Annotated in this window: 19 protein-coding genes and 1 pseudogene; 12 read left to right on the top strand and 8 right to left on the bottom strand. The window is 63.4% G+C overall.

The genetic code is table 11. The features are described 5' to 3' along the window. The first annotated feature begins 45 nt into the window (after nt 1–45). Nucleotides 46–1,017 (top strand): sigma-70 family RNA polymerase sigma factor, encoded by a 972-nt coding sequence (locus tag ABH939_RS17110; protein ID WP_003942639.1) that lies wholly within the window; start codon nt 46–48, stop codon nt 1,015–1,017. Between the two features lie 124 nt (nt 1,018–1,141). On the opposite strand, the gene ABH939_RS17115 is transcribed toward ABH939_RS17110, so the two are convergent. Then, a complete protein-coding gene (locus tag ABH939_RS17115) occupies nt 1,142–3,853 on the bottom strand; it encodes a bifunctional GNAT family N-acetyltransferase/acetate--CoA ligase family protein (RefSeq protein WP_030536893.1) in 2,712 nt (903 codons plus the stop codon). Next, nucleotides 3,846–5,117 (bottom strand): acetoin utilization protein AcuC, encoded by a 1,272-nt coding sequence (locus ABH939_RS17120; RefSeq protein WP_404649864.1) that lies wholly within the window; start codon nt 5,115–5,117, stop codon nt 3,846–3,848. Before ABH939_RS17120 ends, ABH939_RS17115 begins: the two co-directional genes overlap by 8 nt. Nucleotides 5,118–5,293: 176 nt before the next feature. On the opposite strand from ABH939_RS17120, the gene ABH939_RS17125 reads away from it, so the two are divergent. Continuing rightward, a complete protein-coding gene (locus ABH939_RS17125; RefSeq protein WP_003942150.1) occupies nt 5,294–5,980 on the top strand; it encodes a metal-dependent transcriptional regulator in 687 nt (228 codons plus the stop codon). A gap of 8 nt (nt 5,981–5,988) precedes the next feature. After that, nucleotides 5,989–6,978 carry a UDP-glucose 4-epimerase GalE gene (galE, locus tag ABH939_RS17130; RefSeq protein ID WP_404649866.1) on the top strand — a complete coding sequence of 330 codons (990 nt, stop codon included), beginning with the start codon at nt 5,989–5,991 and terminating at the stop codon, nt 6,976–6,978. Here the strand turns inward: galE and ABH939_RS17135 are convergent. Both ABH939_RS17135 and ABH939_RS17140 read right to left on the bottom strand, forming a co-directional pair. Continuing rightward, on the bottom strand, nt 6,975–8,108 hold the full coding sequence (locus tag ABH939_RS17135) for a DUF4192 domain-containing protein (protein WP_404649868.1): 1,134 nt from the start codon (nt 8,106–8,108) through the stop codon (nt 6,975–6,977). The genes galE and ABH939_RS17135 overlap by 4 nt on opposite strands. Nucleotides 8,109–8,263: 155 nt before the next feature. Beyond that, nucleotides 8,264–9,019, bottom strand: coding sequence for a sensor domain-containing protein (locus ABH939_RS17140; protein WP_042919947.1), 756 nt, complete (start codon nt 9,017–9,019; stop codon nt 8,264–8,266). Between the two features lie 355 nt (nt 9,020–9,374). Between ABH939_RS17140 and ABH939_RS17145 the strand changes: the two genes are divergently transcribed. From ABH939_RS17145 to ABH939_RS17155, 3 genes are all read left to right on the top strand, one after another. After that, nucleotides 9,375–10,334, top strand: a complete 960-nt coding sequence (locus ABH939_RS17145) for a proteasome assembly chaperone family protein (protein ID WP_003942198.1) — start codon at nt 9,375–9,377, stop codon at nt 10,332–10,334. A 181-nt stretch (nt 10,335–10,515) separates the two neighbouring features. After that, nucleotides 10,516–11,553 carry an alpha/beta fold hydrolase gene (locus ABH939_RS17150; RefSeq protein ID WP_404649869.1) on the top strand — a complete coding sequence of 346 codons (1,038 nt, stop codon included), beginning with the start codon at nt 10,516–10,518 and terminating at the stop codon, nt 11,551–11,553. A gap of 26 nt (nt 11,554–11,579) precedes the next feature. Further along, a complete protein-coding gene (locus tag ABH939_RS17155) occupies nt 11,580–14,084 on the top strand; it encodes an RNA helicase (RefSeq protein WP_003942173.1) in 2,505 nt (834 codons plus the stop codon). Nucleotides 14,085–14,137: 53 nt separating this feature from the next. Here the strand turns inward: ABH939_RS17155 and ABH939_RS17160 are convergent, their stop codons facing one another. Continuing rightward, a complete protein-coding gene (locus ABH939_RS17160; RefSeq protein ID WP_007732807.1) occupies nt 14,138–14,545 on the bottom strand; it encodes a DUF5997 family protein in 408 nt (135 codons plus the stop codon). Nucleotides 14,546–14,601: 56 nt separating this feature from the next. On the opposite strand from ABH939_RS17160, the gene ABH939_RS17165 reads away from it, so the two are divergent. Then, nucleotides 14,602–15,450: a LysR substrate-binding domain-containing protein gene (locus ABH939_RS17165; RefSeq protein ID WP_003942255.1), complete on the top strand. Its 849-nt coding sequence runs from the start codon at nt 14,602–14,604 to the stop codon at nt 15,448–15,450. A 122-nt stretch (nt 15,451–15,572) separates the two neighbouring features. After that, nucleotides 15,573–16,973, top strand: coding sequence for an FAD-binding oxidoreductase (locus ABH939_RS17170; protein ID WP_404649870.1), 1,401 nt, complete (start codon nt 15,573–15,575; stop codon nt 16,971–16,973). A 28-nt stretch (nt 16,974–17,001) separates the two neighbouring features. On the opposite strand, the gene ABH939_RS17175 is transcribed toward ABH939_RS17170, so the two are convergent. Then, nucleotides 17,002–17,922, bottom strand: a complete 921-nt coding sequence (locus tag ABH939_RS17175) for a hydrogen peroxide-inducible genes activator (RefSeq protein ID WP_020907545.1) — start codon at nt 17,920–17,922, stop codon at nt 17,002–17,004. A 229-nt stretch (nt 17,923–18,151) separates the two neighbouring features. Here ABH939_RS17175 and ABH939_RS17180 point away from each other — a divergent pair, with 229 nt between their 5' ends. The 3 genes from ABH939_RS17180 to ABH939_RS17190 all read left to right on the top strand — a co-directional run bounded on the left by ABH939_RS17180 (nt 18,152) and on the right by ABH939_RS17190 (nt 20,042). Further along, complete coding sequence (locus tag ABH939_RS17180) at nt 18,152–18,739, top strand: peroxiredoxin (protein WP_003942119.1); 588 nt, start codon at nt 18,152–18,154, stop codon at nt 18,737–18,739. Between the two features lie 2 nt (nt 18,740–18,741). Then, nucleotides 18,742–19,281: a carboxymuconolactone decarboxylase family protein gene (locus ABH939_RS17185; RefSeq protein ID WP_003942122.1), complete on the top strand. Its 540-nt coding sequence runs from the start codon at nt 18,742–18,744 to the stop codon at nt 19,279–19,281. A gap of 80 nt (nt 19,282–19,361) precedes the next feature. Then, complete coding sequence (locus ABH939_RS17190) at nt 19,362–20,042, top strand: PhzF family phenazine biosynthesis protein (protein WP_003942237.1); 681 nt, start codon at nt 19,362–19,364, stop codon at nt 20,040–20,042. Here ABH939_RS17190 and ABH939_RS17195 read toward each other — a convergent pair. Continuing rightward, a complete protein-coding gene (locus ABH939_RS17195; protein ID WP_042919956.1) occupies nt 20,028–20,726 on the bottom strand; it encodes a hypothetical protein in 699 nt (232 codons plus the stop codon). The two genes, ABH939_RS17190 and ABH939_RS17195, sit on opposite strands and share 15 nt — an antisense overlap. 17 nt (nt 20,727–20,743) lie before the next feature. Here ABH939_RS17195 and ABH939_RS17200 point away from each other — a divergent pair, with 17 nt between their 5' ends. Beyond that, a complete protein-coding gene (locus ABH939_RS17200) occupies nt 20,744–21,010 on the top strand; it encodes a hypothetical protein (RefSeq protein WP_003942156.1) in 267 nt (88 codons plus the stop codon). Between the two features lie 2 nt (nt 21,011–21,012). Here ABH939_RS17200 and ABH939_RS17205 read toward each other — a convergent pair. Next, a pseudogene (locus ABH939_RS17205) lies at nt 21,013–21,156 on the bottom strand (aspartate aminotransferase family protein); the annotation flags it as partial.

The raw sequence follows: 21,156 nt of genomic DNA on the forward strand, positions 1-21,156 counted from the left end.
TCACACGTTGAACTGTGTGAGAGACCGCCGATAGGGAGGCAAGTCATGACAAGCCCCAGCACCACTACTCGCATTCGTCCGAGCGCCGCAGATCTGGACGCCCAGAGCCCGGCCGCAGACCTGGTCCGCGTCTACCTGAACGGGATCGGTCGTACCGCACTGCTGACAGCAGCAGACGAGGTCGAACTGGCGAAGCGAATCGAAGCGGGGCTGTACGCCAGCCACGTTCTTGCCACGGGAAAGCGCCTGACAGTCGCCAAGAAGAGGGATCTCGCAACGATCGTTCGCGAGGGACAGTCGGCACGTAGCCACCTCCTGGAAGCGAACCTGCGACTCGTCGTGTCGCTGGCCAAGCGCTACACCGGCCGCGGCATGCCGCTCCTCGATCTGATTCAAGAAGGCAACCTCGGACTCATCCGTGCAATGGAGAAGTTCGACTACGCCAAGGGCTTCAAGTTCTCGACGTACGCCACCTGGTGGATCCGTCAGGCAATCACCCGCGGAATGGCTGATCAGAGCCGCACCATCCGGCTCCCAGTCCACCTCGTGGAGCAGGTCAACAAGCTCGCCCGCATCAAGCGCGAACTGCACCAGCAGCTCGGGCGAGAAGCCACGGACGACGAGTTGGCCGAAGAGTCGGGCATCCCGGCGCACAAGATTGCCGACCTGCTCGACCACAGCCGCGACCCGGTAAGCCTGGACATGCCTGTGGGCAACGACGAAGAAGCGCCCTTGGGCGATTTCATCGAAGATTCCGAGGCGACCTCGGCCGAGAACGCCGTCATCGCCGGTCTGCTGCACAGCGATGTGCGCAGCGTGCTCGGGACGCTCGACGAGCGGGAGCAGCAGGTCATCCGACTTCGCTACGGTCTCGACGACGGCCAGCCCCGCACCCTCGATCAGATCGGCAAGCTCTTCGGCCTCTCGCGTGAGCGGGTTCGTCAGATCGAGCGTGAGGTCATGGGCAAGCTCCGCGTCGGCGATCGCGCCGAGAAACTGCGGTCCTACGCGAGCTGATCAAACAACACAGCACGTGCGTCAGCGCGCCACACCACTCGCGCTGACGCACCGCACAAAGCACCGGCCACCGCTACTTCCCTCCCCCTCGGGAATGTGCGGTGGCCGGTGTTGTTCGCTGTGTCTACCGCAGCCGCCTGGGCCCCAGGTCGATTGCGCTCGGCTCAGGTCCGATTCGGACACGTGAATCGGTGATCTCCGCGCCGGTAGCCGAAGCGAGTACCGGCTCACAGGCCAGTTCGCGGACTTCGGGAATGTCGTCGGCCAGCGCCGAGATGCGCTGGACCAGATCAACCAACGCACCCTTGTTGACCGGAACGGCGTTGCGGTATCCGGAGAGAAGCGGCGCGGCCTTGGGCGCGTCGATCAATTCCGTAGCAGCGTCCTCGGTGAGAGGCAGTACGCGATAGGCACGGTCACCGAGGAGATCGGAGATCACACCGGCAAGCCCGAACGAGATCAGCGAACCGAACGACGGGTCGTCTTGGACACCAACCACACATCCGATGCCCTTGGTTGCCATTTTCTGCACGTGCAGCAGCGGTTCACCCGACGCGGCCGCAAGATCTCGGTAAGCGAGGCGCACCGATTCCGGTCCACTCAGATCCAGCCTGACGCCGCCCAGATCCGGTCGGTGTCGCCACATTTCGCCGGTTGCCTTGACCGCGACCGGGTAGCCGACAGCATCCGCTGCCTCTACTGCTTCGTCTTCGCTCAGGACCGAACGGAATTCGACGACGGCGACCCCGTAACACTCGAGCAGCGCCGCCGCTTCCACATCTGAAAGCCAACGGCCAGGAGAGTTTTCAAGCCAATCAGCCACCATCTTCTGGGCTCGCTCGGAGTCGATACCCACGGGGCGAACCACCTTCGACGCAGGCTTGCTGCGCCACTCCGCGTATCGCCAAGCCCTCGCCAACGCCAGGGCGGCACGCTCCGGCCCCGGGTAGGACGGCACCGAACCGCGGGTCGGGTTACCGACTTCGTCACGAACTGCCAGGACGTCCGGCACACCCTCAGCTGCGAGGAACGTGGTGAGAATCGGCTTGTCCGAGCCTGCGACGGCGTCCTTGAGTGCTTTCGCGAACGGCTCGACCGGAATGGCTACCGGAGGAACGAAGACGGCGATGACGGCATCGACGTCGAACGACGCCAAAGCGTCGCGCACGGCAGTGGCGAACAGTTCCGGACTCGCCTGGGCGCCGAGGTCGACCGGGTCGCTGACCTGCAGACCTTCACTGCGGGCCGCGTCCGCAGCAAGGACACCGAGCGCGGTCGAGTTGCCGATGACCGCAAGCCGTGGGCCGGCGGGCAACGGTTGGTATCCGAAGAGCAAGGCGCAGTCGAACAATTGTGAAATGGACCCGACCTGAATGACGCCCGCCTGTTCGAAGAGGGCGCGGACGATCGAATCGTCGATCTCGACTCCGGTGGCGGCGAGCACCGGCGGAACCGCGTGCCGACCGCTCTTCACCGCGACGATCGGCTTCTTCCGCGCAACTCGACGCGCGATGCGAGAGAACTTCCGTGGGTTGCCGAAGCTCTCCAGATAGAGAAGGACCACTTCGGTGGACTGGTCGGAATCCCAGTACTGCAGAAGGTCGTTACCCGAGACGTCCGCACGGTTACCGGCGGAAACGAAGGCGGACAATCCGATTCGGCTGCGAGCGGCTTCGTCGAGAATGGCGATACCGAGCGCGCCGGACTGACAGAAGAAGCCGACGTTGCCTGCCACCGGCAAGACCGGCGCGAGCGTCGCATTCAACGAAATCGCCGGGTCGTTGTTTGCGACACCCAGCGCATTCGGGCCGATGAGGCGCATACCGTGAGCGCGCGCTGCATGGACCAGTTTGCGTTCGGACGAGCGCCCGTCCGGACCACTCTCACTGAAGCCCGACGAGACGACCACCAGCGCTTTGACGCCCTTGTCGAGGCAGTCGTCGAGTACCGAATTGATCGATTCTGCAGGTACAGCCACGACGGCGAGATCGACGTCGTCGGGGATGTCACGAACCGTCGGATATGCCCGAACGCCGTGTACCGAACGATGCTCCGCGTTGACGGGATAGACCGGTCCGGTGAATCCGCCGCGCAGCAGGTTGGTCAACACCGCGTTACCCACTTTGGCCGGGTCCGCTGATGCGCCGATCACCGCCACCGATCGCGGGCTGAGCACGTTTCCCATGCTGCGGGCCTCAGCTGCCCGCTCACGCGAATTGCGTACTGAAACAAGCGCTTCCGTCGGGTCGATCGCGAATTCGAGTCTCAGCACGCCACCGTCGAAAGAGCGGCTCACCTGATACCCCGCCTCACGGAACACCGTCACCATGTTGCGGTTCTCGGAGAGGACCTCGGCGACGAACATCGTCAGACCGTTCTCGGCCGCTGCCGCTGCCAGGTACTCGAGCAGGATCGGGCCGAGGCCGCGCCCCTGGTGTGCGTCGGCGACGACGAAGGCGACCTCGGCAGACTTTCCGTCACCGACGTCGAGCAGTCGCTCGTATCGACCCACCGCGATGATCTCGTCGCCGAGCATCATCACGAACGCCACACGGTTGTGGTGGTCGACCGTCGTGAAGTTCTTGACGTCGCGCGCCGACATCGTGGGGTACGGGCCGAAGTAGCGCAGATACCGGGTGCGCTCGGAGAGTTTGCCGTGGAATTCGACGAGCTTGTCCGCGTCTTCGGGAACGATGGGTCGCAACGCCACCGCTCCGCCGTCGGAGGCGAGAACATCGACTACCCAGGAATGGGGATAGGTGTGAGCGGGGTCGGTCTTCGGCGCCTGGCCGCTCGCCTCGCCGCCGGCAGCTTCGGTATCGGACTGTTCAGTCACGGGGATCCTCCGGGTCGAGTCCGAGTAGCGGGAACGAAGCGCGACGTGTCGCGATGATCGCCGAGTCGATACGGGTGAGTGCACGGTCCACCGAGGCGACACCTGTCTCTGGTGTACCACCCGGGCCGTCCCACGGCGTGTAGGCGACATCGCCGCCGTCCCCCATGGTCGGCGGGAGGTCGACGCTCGGCGCTCGCAGCTTCGTCGATTCCTTCCAGTCTTCGGGGACAGCGATGTCGACGTCGATCTCGCGATCGAGCGCTGCAGCGATCAAGTGAGTCCATGCCCTCGGCACGACGCGCACCAGTCCGTATCCCCCGCCTCCGACTGCCAGCCACCGCCCCTCGGAGTAGCGGTCGGCGAGGTCACGCATCGCCAAAAACGCGGCGCGCTGACCGTCGACGGTGAGGGCGAGATCCGCGAGCGGGTCCTCGCGGTGCGAGTCGACTCCGCACTGGCTGATGATGATCTGCGGGCGGAAGGCTGCAATGGCTCCCGGGACGACGGCGTGAAATGCACGCAGCCACAACGCGTCGACGGTTCCGGGCAGCACCGGGATGTTCACCGCCGTACCTTCGGCGGCCCCGTCGCCGACTTCGCTCGACCATCCGGTGTTCGGCCACAAGGTTGCCGGGTGCTGATGCAGCGAGACCGTGAGCACCCGAGGGTCCCCTAGGAACGCATGTTGCACTCCGTCGCCGTGGTGAGCGTCGACGTCGATGTAGGCGATGCGGTCGTAGCCGTTGTCGAGCAGCCACGAAATCGCAACCGCCGCATCGTTGTAGACGCAGAATCCAGAGGCCCAATCCGCCATCGCGTGGTGCATGCCGCCGCCGATGCTGACCGCGCGCCTCGTACGTCCCGAAGCGATTTCCTGCGCTGCGGCCAGCGAGCCGCCGGCGAGGATCGCACTGGCTTCGTGCATGTGCGGGAAGACCGGGTTGTCCTCGGTACCGAGCCCGTGGGGAACATCCTGGCCGCTCACACCGTTGTTCGCAGAGTTACCCGCGTCTTTGACCGCTGCAAGATATGCCGGTGTGTGGATTCTGAGGAGGTCGGCATCGGACGCGGCACACGGTTCGAGAAATTCGACGCCCTCGAGAAGTCCGAGGCTTCGCGAGAGTGCCATCGTGAGATCGAGGCGAGTGGGATTCATCGGGTGATCGGCGCTCCACCGATAGCTCAGGTACTCCGGACTCCACACCACGACTCGATTCGCTCGAGACGCCGCGGGGTCCCCGTCAGATCTGATCGACGCGGTCATGGGATCACGCTACTTCCTTCTCGTTTCGTGCTGCACACCACACTCGTGGCCCGCTTCGGAGACCGAGATCGAGTGACACGAATCCAATTCGGACACGCGCTGGACTCGCCGCGGTGGAGGCGGCACCGGAACCACGAACTGAACGGTAGAATGATCAACTGACGAAGGGGTTGAGTGTGAAGGATCTAGTCGACACCACGGAGATGTATCTCCGGACGATCTACGACTTGGAAGAAGAGGGCGTAGTCCCACTCCGGGCGCGGATCGCCGAACGGCTCGAACAGAGCGGACCCACCGTCAGCCAGACTGTTGCGCGTATGGAGCGTGACGGCTTGCTGATGGTCGCCGGCGATCGACATCTGGAACTCACCGACAAGGGTCGCGATCTCGCGATCTCTGTCATGCGTAAGCACCGGTTGGCAGAGCGCCTGCTGGTGGACGTCATCGGTCTCAAATGGGAAGACGTACATGCCGAGGCATGCCGTTGGGAGCACGTGATGAGCGAGGAGGTCGAGCGTCGGCTCGTCGTCGTTCTGAACAACCCCACGACGTCGCCCTACGGCAACCCGATTCCGGGCTTGGACCAGTTGGGACTCGACGGCCCGGTTGCCACCACCGAAACATTGGTGCGCCTGACCGATATTCCGCACGGCGCACAGACAGCTGTGGTCGTTCGGCGACTGGCCGAGCACGTGCAGTCCGATCCCGAGGTGATCGCGCAGCTGCGTGACGCCGGCGTCGTTCCCGACGCCAGGGTGACGGTCGAAACCCGTCCGGGCTCGGTGACGATCATCGTGCCGGGTCACAGCGGGTTCGACCTGTCCGAGGAAATGGCTCACGCCGTTCAGGTCAAGCAGGTCTGAGGAAGTAGATGAAACTCCTGGTCACCGGCGGCGCCGGTTACGTCGGCAGTGTGTGCAGCACTGTGTTGCTCGAGCGTGGACACGAGGTTGTCGTCATCGACGACCTCTCCACCGGAAATGCCGACGCGGTGCCTGCCGGTGCCGAGTTCATCGAAGGGGACGTGGGAGCGCTTGCCGCCGACGTCCTCGGCAGTGCGGGTTCACCGATTTTCGACGGTGTGCTTCACTTCGCGGCGCAGTCGCTGGTCGGCGAATCGGTGCTGCACCCCGAAAAGTACTGGCGCGGAAACGTCGTCACGACCATCGAGTTGCTCGAGGCGATCCGTGTCTCCGGTACTCCGCGCCTCGTGTTCTCGTCCACCGCCGCAACGTACGGCGAACCGGAGCAGTCCCCGATCGTGGAGACCGCTCCGACCCGCCCCACCAATCCGTACGGCGCGACCAAGCTCGCGATCGATCATGCGATCACCTCGTACTCGATCGCTCACCGCCTCGGTGCGACGAGCTTGCGCTACTTCAACGTCGCAGGTGCGTACAAGTCCGCCGGCGAGAACCGGGTGATCGAAACCCACCTGATTCCACTCGTCCTGCAGGTCGCGCTCGAACAGCGGGACAAGATCTCGGTCTTCGGAACCGACTGGCCCACGCCGGACGGAACCGCGGTACGCGACTACATCCACGTGCTGGACCTCGCCGAAGCACATCTACTGGCGCTCGAATCTTCGGTTCCCGGCGAGCACCGCATCTACAACCTCGGAAGCGGTGCCGGCTTCAGCGTGCGCGAGGTGATCGCCGCCTGTGCGCGGGTCACCGGCCTGCCGATCAACGTCGAGGACGCGTCACGACGGCTGGGTGATCCGGCAGTACTGATCGCATCGAGCGACAAGGCGATTGCCGAGCTCGGTTGGACGCCCACGCGTACCGATCTCGACGTCATCGTCGCCGACGCATGGCAGTTCCTCCAGGATCTGGGCGACCGCTCACACGCTGCTCGCTAGCTTCCACTCGGCAGTGCCGGCGGCAAGCCGGTGATTCCGAGCGATTCCCCGATGGACAATCCGACGGCCGCGAGGTCACGGATTCCGTCGGGGCGCACACCGGATTGCAGCGATAGATCCAGCAATCCCGCCAAGGTGTGTTCCGAATCGGCCGACAGTGCGGCCGACAGCGCAACGCCTGCCAGAGGGCCGTCGCCACGCACGTATGCAAAGAAGCCGAGAAGTGTTGCCGGCCAAGCTCGTTCGGGCAACGGGACTTCATGGGTGAGCACGAGCCACAATTGCTCAGCATGTGCCGCAACGGACGTGATCGCCAATCCCAGCACCACGTCGCGCACGCGTACGTCCGTCAATGCGACCACCAGATCGGCGCATTCCTGCGGGTCAGGGCGGTGAGCGCCTGCCTCGACACGGCGGACGTGTTCCAACACCAGATCGATCCGGCACTGAACTGCGGTTTCACCGCTCGGTCCCCCACTGTGCGCGCTCGACTCTCGTCGGCTCGCGATCAGTCGGGCAATCGTGTCGTGATTGCGAGCGGCGCCGTGTACCCACCGGACCAGTTCCTCACGCGAACGGCGAATGACCCTCCCGCCCAACACCTGTGCTGCTGCAACCGACGAAGATGCCGGGTCTGGCAGGGTGCCGCGGTGAATCGAACGCATGACGCTCGTCCACGGCTGGCCAGATTCTATTGCGGCCGTGCACAATACGTCGGCCAGCTCGACGCAGGTTCCGCCGAGCATGTCTTCGAATACCTCGGCCAGCTCGATGGTTTCATCGATCAGAGTTTCAGCCGCCGAGCAATCGGTGATCACCACGAGAACGACCGCACGCGCGCCTTCCCCGTCACAGACGGCGGCGAACTGGCGCAGCGCCGCGCTCATCTGCCTCGCGGGCTTTCCCCTGACACTGGGAAAGTAGTCGTGCCGCATCACTGGTCCGAGCGTCGAGGCGGAGGCGCCCATCAGAGACAGCGCAACCACAGAGTTGGACGGATGGAAGCCCAGGAGTGCGGGTATTGCCGCGATCAATTCGCCTGGATCGGAGACGCGTTCGACGCATCCGAGAAGGGCGGCAAGGTCGTCGTCGGAGAATTCGAATTCTCCCGGAAGAGGTGATGTCGTCATGCACACACCGTCGCTGATCACCCTGACCCGGCCGTCTGCTCGACCAGGGAAAACAGCTGCGTCCAAGTCGTCTGTGGATTACCGCATTTGTTGGGGACCAAGTACCGCGCCGCACCGAGCAGTTCCGCTACTTGTCGGACCTGTGTGCTGCGAAATCACTTGCCTGCTTTGACCTTCTGTACGGCTGCGGTGAACGCTTGATCCAGCGGTGCCGTCGAGGGCGTCGCAGAACCGAACGTCATCAGTGTTGTCGCCACCCGTACGTCGCCGACCTGCGCGATCAAGGTCAGCATCGTCTGATCACCGGCTGTGGCCTTGGGGGACACGACAGTGCGGCGAAGTGACATCGTCTTGTCGGCATCGATCGGCGACGGCGGAAGAATTTCCGTCGTCACTGTCGTAGTGACGCCGTTCGCAGTGACAGTCATGGACGGGCACTGCCGAGTCTGCGCTTCCAACTCGTCCAGTGGTGCATCGACCTTCGTGAGTTCGACCGAAATCGTTGCCCTCGTCGCGTTGTCGGTCCCGACCGCCATCACGGTCCCGTTCGGACCGTAATCCTGTTCCGGTGGCTCACATTCGGACGGATCGACGGTGGCACCGCGCGGGACGCCGACTAGATCCGGCGCTGCCATCGGAACGGCTTGCGGGGGCAGCACAACAGCGCCGAAGGGCTCGGGGAATTCCTCGGGAGTCAGCAGCAGTTCGGACAGCGGTGCCGCCGTTTTCGGAGAGGTGGATTTCGGCGTCGAGGATTTGGGTGCAGCCGTCGTACTCGGCGCCGCCGTGCCGCTGTCGGTCGCACCGGCAGTCGCCGGCGCGGAGTCCGGAACGGGCGCTCCTTGGACCGACCCGGAGCAGCCCGCGAGTAGTGCAACGGCGGCCACCGCAGCAAGTGAGCATGCGGCCACTCGCCTGGACGATCGTGGACACACCCGCATGTAAGCCTCCGCACTCGACCGATACCGACAATCGACCAATCCATTTCGGACAAATCGGCCGTGCCGACCTTGTGTTCCACTCTGCCATGTCCGAAGCCGCGCACCCGACATCTAGCGAACGCCCAGGCCAAGTGTCGAAAGATACCGCTCAGCTTCGCTCTCGGCGAACGCCCGTCTCGTCGGATCGGGAATGATCGGTCACCGACTCGGTGTTCTTACCGATGAACGTCTGATCCAGTGCTGTCGGGCACCTGACTCCGATGCTGTCGCGCGTGCGCCGATAGTGGACACTTGAGATCAAGACCGAAGAGCGAAGGGGACTGCGATGGACGAACAGTCGAGGATGTACGAGCTGGAATTTCCGGCGCCCCAGTTGGCGGCTGCCGACGGCCAGGGACCGATCCTGATTCACGGACTCGAGGGTTACTCCGACGCCGGTCACGCCGTGAAGTTGGCGACGACGCATCTGCGCGAAAGCCTCGAGACCGAGCTTGTCGCGTCGTTTGCTGTCGACGAGCTGATCGACTACCGCTCACGTCGACCGACGATGACGTTCAAGGCCGATCATTTCTCCGATTACGACGCTCCGGCGCTCAATCTGTACGCACTGCGCGATACGGCCGGCACGCCGTTCCTGCTGCTCGCGGGGATGGAACCGGACCTCAAGTGGGAGCGGTTCACCACAGCCGTTCGTCTGTTGTCCGAACAGTTGGGAGTGCGTCGAACCATCGGGCTCAACGCGATTCCGATGGCAATCCCGCACACCCGACCGCTGGGTGTGACAGCACATTCGACCAACAAGGACCTGATCCAGGACCATCAGCGTTGGTCAGGTGAACTGCAGGTTCCCGGCAGCGCATCATCACTGCTCGAGCTTCGTATGTCTCAGCACGGGCACGAGGCGATGGGCTTTTCGGTGCATGTCCCCCACTACCTCGCGCAAACGGACTACCCGGGCGCCGCAGAAACTTTGCTCGAAAACGTTTCCGAGGTTTCGGATCTGGAGTTGCCCTTGGTTGCCCTGGGTGAGGCCGCGGCGCGCGTTCGGGAACAGGTTAACGAGCACATAGCCGGGAACGAAGAAGTTCAGACTGTAGTCCACGCTTTGGAGCGTCAATACGACACTTTTGTCGCCGCTCAGGAACAACAGTCGTCCCTTCTGGCCGGCGAGGCCGACCTTCCCAGCGGTGACGAGATCGGCGCAGAGTTCGAAAAGTTCCTGGCCGAACAGGCAGGAAATGACGACTTCGGCTCAGCTGGAGACCTCGATCGAGGCGACAACTGACGAAAATGTGACGGGCGGGGCGCATAATTCGACATTGTGCGCATTCCGCAACCCCTCCGTTACCTGGGCTGTTGTTCAGGACACATCCGTCGGATAGCCTCAAACTCTGTGTGATTTTCGTTGACGGCTCAACAACTGGAGCAGACAGTCAACGTGGTCACACGCCGAGCCAGGAGGCGACATGAGCAGACCACGGAACCGTCAGCTCCGACCGGTCCCCGACGAGGAACCGCGGATGATGTTCCGGACGATTCACGGCTACCGACGCGCATTTCGGATAGCCGGCGAGGGTCCGGCAGTACTGCTCCTGCACGGAATCGGCGACAACTCGTCGACGTGGGCCGAGATCATTCCCCACCTCGCCAAGAAGTACACGGTCATCGCACCTGACCTGTTGGGTCACGGCCGTTCCGACAAGCCACGCGCGGATTACTCGGTAGCCGCGTACGCCAACGGCATGCGGGATCTTCTGTCGACGCTCGGCATCGAGCACGTCACCGTCATCGGGCACTCGCTCGGCGGCGGCGTAGCGATGCAGTTCTCCTACCAATTCCCACACATGGTGGATCGCCTCGTGCTGGTCTCGGCCGGTGGCGTCACCAAGGACGTCCATCCGCTACTGCGCCTCATGTCCGTTCCGGTGGTCAACGAGGTGGTAAAGCTGCTCCGGATACCTGGTGCGATGCCGCTCGTCCGGATGGCCGGGAACCTTGCCGGCGTAGTTCACGGTTCAAATTTGCGTCCCGGCACCATGTTGCATGACACACCGGACCTGATTCGCGTGCTCGCTGATCTCCCCGACCCCACTGCCTACGAGGCCTACCTTCGTACGCTGCGGGCCGTCGTGGACTGGCGCGGACAGGTCGTCACGATGCTCGACCGCTGTTATCTGACCGAGAATCTGCCGGTTCAACTGATCTGGGGCGACGACGACTCCGTCATTCCCGTCTCCCACGCTCACCTCGCGCACGCGGCGATGCCGAACTCACGGCTCGAAGTCTTCCGCGGCTCGGGCCACTTCCCGTTCCGCGACGATCCGATGCGTTTCCTGCAGATCGTCGAAGATTTTCTTTCCAGCACCGCACCACTCGTCTTCGACGAGGCTCGCTGGCGCCACATGCTGATCTCCGGGGTCGGCGAGAACACCATCACCGGAACGTCGTCCACCCGCATGGCGGTGCTCGACGCCATGGGCTCGGACGAGCGAAGCGCAACCTGATCCACGGTTGCGGCTAGCCTGTACGAGTGCTGCTGACGGAACTTCTCCCCGACAACGCGGATCCTGATTCCGTTTTCGACGCCTTCTCTTCGTGGACCATCGAACGAGGTTTGACGCTCTACCCGGCCCAAGAAGAGGCCGTCATGGAGTTGGTCTCGGGTGCAAACGTGATCCTTGCGACGCCGACCGGGTCAGGCAAGTCGATGGTGGCGATCGGCGCGCATTTCTATGCGATGTCGCTCGGCAAGCGCACCTATTACACAGCGCCGATCAAGGCCTTGGTGAGCGAGAAGTTCTTTGCACTGTGTGAGGTCTTCGGTGCCGAGAACGTCGGCATGATGACCGGCGACGCCGCCGTGAACTCGTCGGCGCCGATCATTTGTGCGACGGCCGAAATCGTCGCGAATCTTGCACTGCGCGAGGGCCCGAACTCCGATATCGGCCAGGTCGTGATGGACGAGTTCCACTTCTACTCCGAACCCGATCGAGGTTGGGCGTGGCAGGTTCCGCTCATCGAGTTGCCGCACGCCCAGTTCCTGTTGATGTCGGCAACTCTCGGTGAGGTCGACTTCTTCTCCGAAGATCTGACGCGGCGTACCGGGAAACCCACCACCGTCGTCTCCGGCACAGAACGCCCCGTGCCTTTGATGTTCTCCTACGCGACCACGCCGGTCGGCGAAACCATCGAAGATCTGGTGACCACCAACCAGTCCCCCGTCTACATCGTGCATTTCACGCAGGCCGCCGCGCTCGAACGCGCCCAGGCATTGACGAGCGTCAACTTCTGTTCCAAAGAAGAGAAGGAAGCGATCGCCGAGGCGCTGGGTGGTTTCCGCTTCACCACCGGGTTCGGAAAAACACTCTCCCGCCTGGTCCGGCACGGCATCGGCGTTCACCATGCGGGCATGCTGCCCAAGTACCGACGGCTCATCGAAGTTCTCGCACAGGACGGGCTTCTCAAGGTGATCTGCGGTACCGACACCCTCGGCGTCGGCATCAACGTCCCGATCCGCACGGTGCTGCTCACGGGTCTGGCCAAGTACGACGGCGTCCGCACTCGGCATCTGAAAGCCCGCGAGTTCCATCAGATCGCCGGCCGCGCGGGTCGTGCAGGCTACGACACGATGGGCACCGTCGTCGTCCAGGCACCGGAACACGAAGTAGAGAATCTGCGGGCAGTCGCCAAGGCCGGCGACGATCCGAAGAAGATCAAGAAGATTCAACGCAAGAAGGCTCCCGAGGGGTTTGTGTCCTGGAGCGAAGCGACGTTCGATCGCTTGGTCGCCGCCTCGCCCGAGCCGTTGGTGTCGCGATTCTCGGTCAGCAACTCGATGCTGCTCAATGTCATTGCCCGCCCGGGTAACTGCTTCGACGCGATGCGGCACCTGTTGGAGGACAACCACGAATCGCGTCCGGCGCAGCGCAAGCACATCCTCAAAGCGATCTCGCTGTATCGCGGATTGCTCAGCGCCGGCATCGTGGAACGCCTCGACGAACCCGACGAGTACGGCCGCATGGCTCGGTTGACGATGGACCTGCAACGCGACTTCGCCTTGAACCAGCCACTCTCACCGTTCGCCTTGGCGGCATTCGAACTTCTCGACGTCGAATCCGACAGTTACGCACTCGATGTCGTCTCGATCATCGAGTCGACGCTCGACGATCCGCGTCAGGTTCTGATGGCGCAGCAGCACTTCGCTCGTGGCGAAGCGGTTGCGCAGATGAAGGCCGACGGCATCGAGTACGAGGAGCGCATGGAACTCCTCGAAGAGGTTACGTGGCCGAAACCGTTGTCGGACTTGCTGTTCCCGGCTTTCGAAATGTACCGGGGTGGCCACCCGTGGATCACCGAGTTCGCCCTCTCCCCCAAGTCCGTGGTGCGCGACATGATCGAACGCGCCATGACGTTTGCCGAGTTGATCAGCCATTACGGACTCACCCGGTCCGAGGGCCTCGTCCTGCGCTACCTCGCCGACGCCTACCGCGCGCTGCGACAGACCGTCCCGACGGAAGCGCGCACCGAGGAACTCGAAGACATCATCGAGTGGTTGGGTGAGCTGATCCGTCAGGTCGACTCGAGCCTGCTCGACGAATGGGAGTCACTCACCGACCCCGGAGCCGAGGCAGACACGGAAGAGGTTGCGTTCGGCGCCGACATTCCCCGTCCCATCTCGGCGAACCCGCGCGCATTCCGCGTCATGGTGCGCAATGCGATGTTCCGACGCATCGACCTCGCGTCGCGTCGGCAGTGGAATGAGCTGGAAAACCTCGAGGACGGTATCGACGCCGCCGAGTGGGAGGAGCAACTACTCCCGTACTTCGAGGAGTACGCAACAATCGGAACCGGGCCATCGGCGCGCGGGCCGGCGCTCTTCCAGGTCACCGAAGAGGGTGAGTTCTGGCGGGTGCGGCAGGTGCTCGAGGATCCGGAGGGCGATCACGGATGGGCACTGCTTGCAGTCGTCGACATCCCGGAATCGGATGCCGCGGGTGAAATCGTGTTCGACGAGCTGAGCGTCGTAGAAGGCTAGCGCCTGTGCGCCTTTCTGGTAGTCATCGCTACCAAAAAGGCGCACAGGGGGCGTCAGCCCCTTCGAGCCTTCCGCGGCTGGTTGCGGCGAGCAGCGCGCTTTTCCTTGATGCGAACGTTCTCGGCCCGCACCTCGGCCTGAACAGCGCGTTCCTTTTCGAGCCATTCGGGCTTCTCTTCGAGGAGTGCGGCGATCTGATCCGTGGTGAGTGCTTCTTCGACGCCGCCGCGGGCCAGGCCGGCGATCGATACGCCCAGCTTGGCTGCGATGACCGGGCGAGGGTGCGGTCCGGTGCGTCGCAGCTCCAGCAGCCACTCCGGCGGATCGGTCTGCAGAGCGGTCAGCTCGTCACGAGTCACGTCGCCTTCCTGGAACTGCGCAGGTGTTGCTTCCAGGTACACACCCAGCTTCTTGGCAGCCGTCGTCGGCTTCATCGTCTGGGGAGTTTTGTTCGACGTCATGCAACAAGAGTAACCAGCCGATACGGGTGCTTTTACCAAGGCGGTAGCCTTGCCTGGTGACAGACGCGGATAGTCAGGCAATTTTTCGACTCGCGTACGCCCCGGGGGTGACGCCCACCAAGTGGGTCCGGGTGTGGCACGAGCGGCTCCCCGAGGTGCGTCTGGAACTTGTTCAGTTCCCGGTTCTCGAACTCGAAGCTGCACTTCGCGCCGGTGAAGCAGATGCAGGTTTGGTTCGACTGCCGATCGACCGGACCGGCATCAGCGCCATCTCGCTGTACGCGGAAACCCCGGTGGTGGTGGTACCGAAGGATCACGTGTTCACTACTGTCGATCAGATTTCCGTCGACGATCTGGCCGACGAGATAGTGCTCGATCCTCTCGACGACAGACTCGACTGGCCGACCCGTCCCGGAAAGACCGCCGCCGAGCGACCCGCGACCATCGCCGACGCCATCGAGTTGGTGGCCGCCGGCGTCGGAGTTGTCGTGGTTCCCCATTCGCTGGCGCGGTTCCACCATCGCAAGGACCTGACCTTCCGTCCGGTGGACGGTGCGCCCGAGGCACCTGTGGCTTTGGCATGGATGGAGTCCAAGACCACAGATCTGGTCGAGGAACTTATCGGCATCGTGCGGGGCCGAACGGCGCAGAGTTCCCGCGGCCGAAACGGTGAGCCGGCGGAGAAGATCAAGGGCTCCGTCAAGGCCAAGATCGCGGCCCGCGAGCGTCGCGCAGAAGCTGCCAAGAACGGGCAGAAAGCTAAGGGCGCCGGCACCGCGAAGAACATATCCGGACGCAACGCCGGTTCCGGTAAGGCCAAGGCGGGCGGCAAATCAGGCAGCGGCAAGTCCGGTGGGACCAAGAGTTCGGGTGGCCGGTTCTCCGGAAAGCAGAAGGGCCGCTAGGGCTTCAACTGGCAACTCGGAGGATCGCTGCCGGACAATGCTGAACTGATCAGGCGCGACAGACTCGGGCTGTGGTCTCGCGAATTGGCGCATCGTCGAACTCCGTCGAGCATGATGAGAGTATGACTCCCGCGAGTTCTTCAGCCCTCGACGAATTGGTAGCGGCACTCCCCGAGGGAGCCGTCCTGCTGGATCCGGACGTGACCGCGGGCTACCGCCAGGACTGGGCTGCCGATCCGGCCGCCGGCCACCCCGCTGCCGTGGTTCGCGCTACGTGCACCGAAGACATCCAAACCGTGATGCGATGGGCAACCGCCAATCGCGTACCGGTGGTTCCCAGAGGTGCCGGCTCGGGCCTGTCCGGTGGATCCAGCGCCGTCGACGGTTGCATCGTGGTCAGCACCGAGCGAATGCGACAGATCACGATCGACCCGGTCGCCCGGGTGGCGGTTACTCAGCCCGGCTTGATGAATGCGGAGGTCAAGAAAGCCGCCGCAGAGCACGGACTCTGGTACCCACCTGACCCGTCGTCCTTCGAGATCTGTTCCATCGGCGGCAATGCAGCCACCAACGCCGGCGGACTCTGCTGCGTCAAGTACGGAGTTACCACCGACTACGTTCTCGGACTCCGGGTCGTGCTGGCGGACGGTACAGCTGTCAGCCTCGGAGGTCCCCTTCTCAAGGACGTCGCCGGACTCTCACTCACCAAACTGTTCGTGGGCAGCGAGGGCACTCTCGGCATCATCACGGAAATCACGTTGCGTTTGATTCCCGCGCAGCCGCCCGCATCAACCGTCGTCGCGTCGTTCGACTCGGTACAAGAAGCTGCCGACGCGGTCTTGGCGATCACCAGCAACATGCGTCCGGCGATGCTCGAGTTCATGGATCACGCCAGTATCAATGCTGTCGAGGATTCGGTACGCATGGGTCTGAACCGCAAGGCTCACGCACTACTGCTCGCGCAGTCCGACGCACCCGGCGCGGCAGGCGTGCTGGAAATCGAGACGATTGTTCAGGCGTGCGAAAACAACGGAGCCACCGAAGTATTCGCCACCGATGACCAGGCCGAAGGTGACGCTTTTGCGGCGGCACGGCGAGCGGTGTTCCCGGCCGTGCTCGCGATGGGAAGTCTGCTTCTCGAAGACGTGGGCGTTCCCATGCGCGCACTCCCCCAGCTGGTAACCGGGGTCGAAGCCATCGCAAACGACCTCGACGTCCTGATCTGCACGGTAGCGCACGCCGGAGACGGAAACACCCACCCGCTCATCGTCTTCGACCCCGCAGACCCGGACATGTCCGAACGCGCACAGATCGCATTCGGACGGGTGATGGATCTCGCCATCGCGCTCGGCGGCACGATCACCGGCGAACACGGGGTGGGTCGACTCAAGCGCGACTGGCTGCCGTCACAGTTGGGTGAAGACGTCATGGCCCTCAATCGCAGGGTCAAGGATGCGCTCGACCCGCTGGGAATTCTCAATCCCGGAGCGGTCATTGCCGTGAAAGAAGGCTCTCTCGACTAGCTTTCACGTCGACGTCGAACGAGTTACGTCATCGAGGAACCGTCGGGCTGACCGAACGGACCAGCTCGGCCAGCTGACGGAATCCTTCTGCTCGGCCACTCGACGAGCGGAACACGACGCCGATCGTGCGACCTGGAGCCGGCGAAGCGAAATGCGCCGTCGACAAGTCCCCGCGTCGAACCTCCACGGCAACAGCCGATTCCGGGACCAAAGTCACCCCGAGTCCCCCGGCCACACATTGCACGACTGTCGCGAGAGAGGTAGCCCGCGTGTCGCCGGCAAGCGGATGGGCGTCTACCGAACGGCACAGATCCAACGTCTGGTCGCGCAGGCAGTGGCCGTCGTCGAGCAAGAGCAACGGCAGCGCGTCGAGCACGTCCGCCGTGAGATCGACACGTCCGGCCAAGGAATGATCGTTCGGCACGACCATCACAAAATCCTCTTCGTACACAGGAACTTCCACCAGGCCAGGTGTTCCGGCAGGAAGCGCCAACACCGCGACGTCGAGCGCTCCCGATCGCAGTGCATCGAGTAGGCGCGCCGTTTGATCCTCGACTATTTGCGGCGCCAACGACGGCAGCTTCTCGCGCAGCTCCGGCAACAACCCCGGAAGAATGTAGGGCGCAACGGTCGGGATCAACCCGATGCGTAGCGGTCCGGTCAGAGAGTCGCCGGAGCCGGCCGCGCTCGCGACGAAACCGTCGGCAGCTTCGAGGATTTGCTTGGCCTGACCGAGCAAGCGCTGTCCGTCCGCGGTCACGAGCACGCGCCGCGTACTACGTTCGATCAGTTTGACCCCTAGTCCCGCCTCGAGAGCTGCCAGCGCCTGCGACAGTGTGGGTTGGCTCACACCGGAACGCGCTGCGGCAGTACCGAAGTGCCGGTACTCGGCCACCGACACAAAGGCACGCAGCTGTGACAAGGAAGGTTGATAAGTCTGATCAGACATGCCTATCAGTGTAGTGCCACCCATCACCTTTACCTTTTGAACGGTTTGATGCAGAATGGACTCATACCAAAAAGCGCCGGTCACAACCTCGACACTCCAGTCGAAACCGTCCGACCCGCTGACGGTGACAAACCCTCTCGATCCAGCACGTTCGGCCGTGACAGTCCGAACAGCCGGATCGTGTGCGCAAGAAATTCCTGTTCACGAGACACGTAGGAGAATGAGACACATGGCTCTGCTCACAATCGGCGACCAGTTCCCCGCTTACAACCTCACGGCTGTCATCGGCGGCGACCTGTCCAAGGTCGATGCCCAGCAGCCCGATGACTACTTCACCACCGTCACCAGTGACGACTACGCAGGCAAGTGGCGCATCGTCTTCTTCTGGCCCAAGGACTTCACCTTCGTGTGCCCCACCGAGATTGCTGCATTCGGCAAGCTCAACGAAGAGTTCGCAGACCGTGACGCTCAGGTTCTCGGCGCTTCCGTCGACAACGAGTTCGTGCACTTCCAGTGGCGTGCACAGCACGAAGAGCTCAAGACCCTCCCCTTCCCGATGCTCTCGGACCTCAAGCGCGAGCTTGCCGAGGCCACCGGCGTCCTCAACGCCGACGGCGTTGCAGACCGCGCGACGTTCATCGTCGACCCCAACAACGAGATCCAGTTCGTCTCCGTCACAGCCGGTTCCGTCGGCCGTAACGTCGACGAGGTTCTCCGCGTCCTCGACGCTCTCCAGAGCGACGAGCTGTGCGCATGCAACTGGAAGAAGGGCGACCCGACCATCAACGCCGGCGAGCTCCTGACTGCGAGCGTCTGAGTATGAGCGTCGAGAACCTCAAGAACTCGCTTCCCGAGTACGCGAAGGACCTCAAGCTCAACCTGAGTTCCATTGCGCGCACGACGGTCCTGAACGAGCAGCAGTTGTGGGGAACGCTCCTCGCAACGGCCGCAGCCACCAAGTCTGCGTCCACGCTCAAGGAGATTGCTTCCGAGGCTGCCGACAACCTGTCGGCAGAGGCATACAACGCCGCTCTCGGCGCAGCGTCGATCATGGGCATGAACAACGTCTTCTACCGCACCAAGGGCTACCTCGACGGTAAGTACGACGACCTTCGTGCCGGCCTGCGGATGAACATCATCGGCAACCCGGGCGTCGACAAGGCCGACTTCGAATTGTGGTCGCTTGCAGTGTCCGCGATCAACGGCTGCAACCACTGCCTCGAAGCTCACGAGAACACCCTCCGCCAGGAAGGTGTCGACCGCGAGGTCATCTTCGAAGCGATCCGCGCCGGTTCCATCGTCGCGGGCGTCGCACAGGCTGTCGAAGCCAACGAGATCCTCTCTGCCGCACAGGTCTGATCACTCGGACCTGAGTGCAGTTCGACGAGCCCTCCCCACCGTGAAGGTGGGGAGGGCTTTTCGCGCGCTAGGGTGGACCGATGGGTATCGAGGTGAGTGTGGTCCGGGTCTTCACGGACGAGAACGGCAAGCACGGGAATCCGCTGGGAATCGTCGACGCGTCCACGGTTGCAGAATCGGATCGACAAGCCGTCGCGAAGGAACTCGACTACAGCGAGACCATCTTCATCGACGTTCCGGATGACGGCGCCTCGCGTGCGCGGGTCCAGATCTTCACTCCGGCAGCAGAACTCCCCTTCGCCGGACACCCGACCGTCGGTGCCACGTGGTGGCTGGGCGAACAGGGCCGTCGCGTGAGCGCCCTCGACGTTCCTGCCGGCAGTGTCGACGTCCGCCAATCCGGCGCTTTGACGTGGGTACGCGCGCGTGCCGAATGGGCACCGGAATTCGCGATCTATCCGATGGACACGGTGGACGACGTCATCGACGCAGATCCGTCCGACTACGAGGCGGATCATTCGTATCTGTGGGCGTGGCAGGACAAGCTCGAAGCTGCCATCCGCGCACGCATGTTCGCACCGGTGATGGGAATCGCCGAGGACGAGGCAACCGGATCTGCAGCGCTGCGCATCACGGACCGATTGAGGAAATCACTGCTCATCACCCAGGGACGCGGATCGGTGCTTCACACCACCTTCTCTCCGGAAGGTTGGCTCGAAGTCGGCGGCCGCGTCGTCGCCGAGCCGTCACGAACCTTGTGAGTACCCGGCGGGATTGCGTCCGGCCTCGAGGTCACGTGCACTCAGTGATACCGAGATCTCGTCACCGAGCGCAACTCCCGGCGCGAGGGGCAACTGATCTCCACTCCAGAACTTGCCCGGGTCGAACCAGTTGACACGACGATTGCCGACGAGCAGACCCATCGCTTCATAGGTCTTGGCAACCACTTCGGCGCAGTAGGCGCTCTCGACGGCCACTGCCGATACGTCGGACTTCTTGCGCAGCTTCGGGATTCGGCCTCCGAACCAGCGCGAAGCAAGCTTGGCCGTCGACGGGAAAGGCGTACCGTCCAGCCGCGCGATCGTCTGGAGCAGAGCGTCTTCCTGCTCCCGGGTGACTTCGTGGTCGAGCTGGCGCAACCATCCACGCTGCCCGTACTTGGCGCCCCAAACCTGAACGGCCGATCGCAGATCGTGCAGTTGGACACCACGCTGGAAGCGTCCGGTCCACATGTCCTGCAGCGAGTGACCGAGTTCCGCATGCCACATCAGCGGTGGGAGGTCGTCGATCACGACCGACATTCCGACGTGGTTGACGGGGCTGTTGGTCAGCGTCTGGATGGCTCGATCGGCCGTCGACTCTCCGCGAAAGATCCAGATGTCGCCCGTGCGGGTGGCGGCGGCGGCCTCGTCGAGACTCACCTGCGAAAGCAATCGTCGGTCCATGCCTCTAGCGTAGAGGGATGAAACTCCGTACTCCTCTGCGCGCCTCGCACGTTTGGAAACTGGTCGGCCTCGCCGGTGCAATGGGCGTTGCCGCCACCGGGGTTCTCGTTGCGCGCGGCGAACGCCAGCGTCGGGCCTACTCTCCGGACGAGATTCGCTCGGTGCTACACGAGCGGTACACCCAGGCGTACGCCAAGCAGTCGGAACAAGAGGTTCTGGAACTGGAACCTGCGCCCAACGCTGTGCGGCGCCGAATCGAGAAACTCTTTCGGCGCCGCAGCTGACTTCAGCCGAGGGCTGCGAGGATTCCTGCTGCCATCTCCGCGACCTGATCGTCGGTCATGACGAACGTCGGCGAAATCTGCATCGCACCCTGACCCGCCGCGCGACCCGAAATACCGTGCTCACGAAGCGTCTTCACGAACGGCAA

It is taken from the genome of Rhodococcus sp. 27YEA6 (assembly GCF_044908235.1).
GTDB lineage: Bacteria > Actinomycetota > Actinomycetes > Mycobacteriales > Mycobacteriaceae > Rhodococcus_F > Rhodococcus_F qingshengii.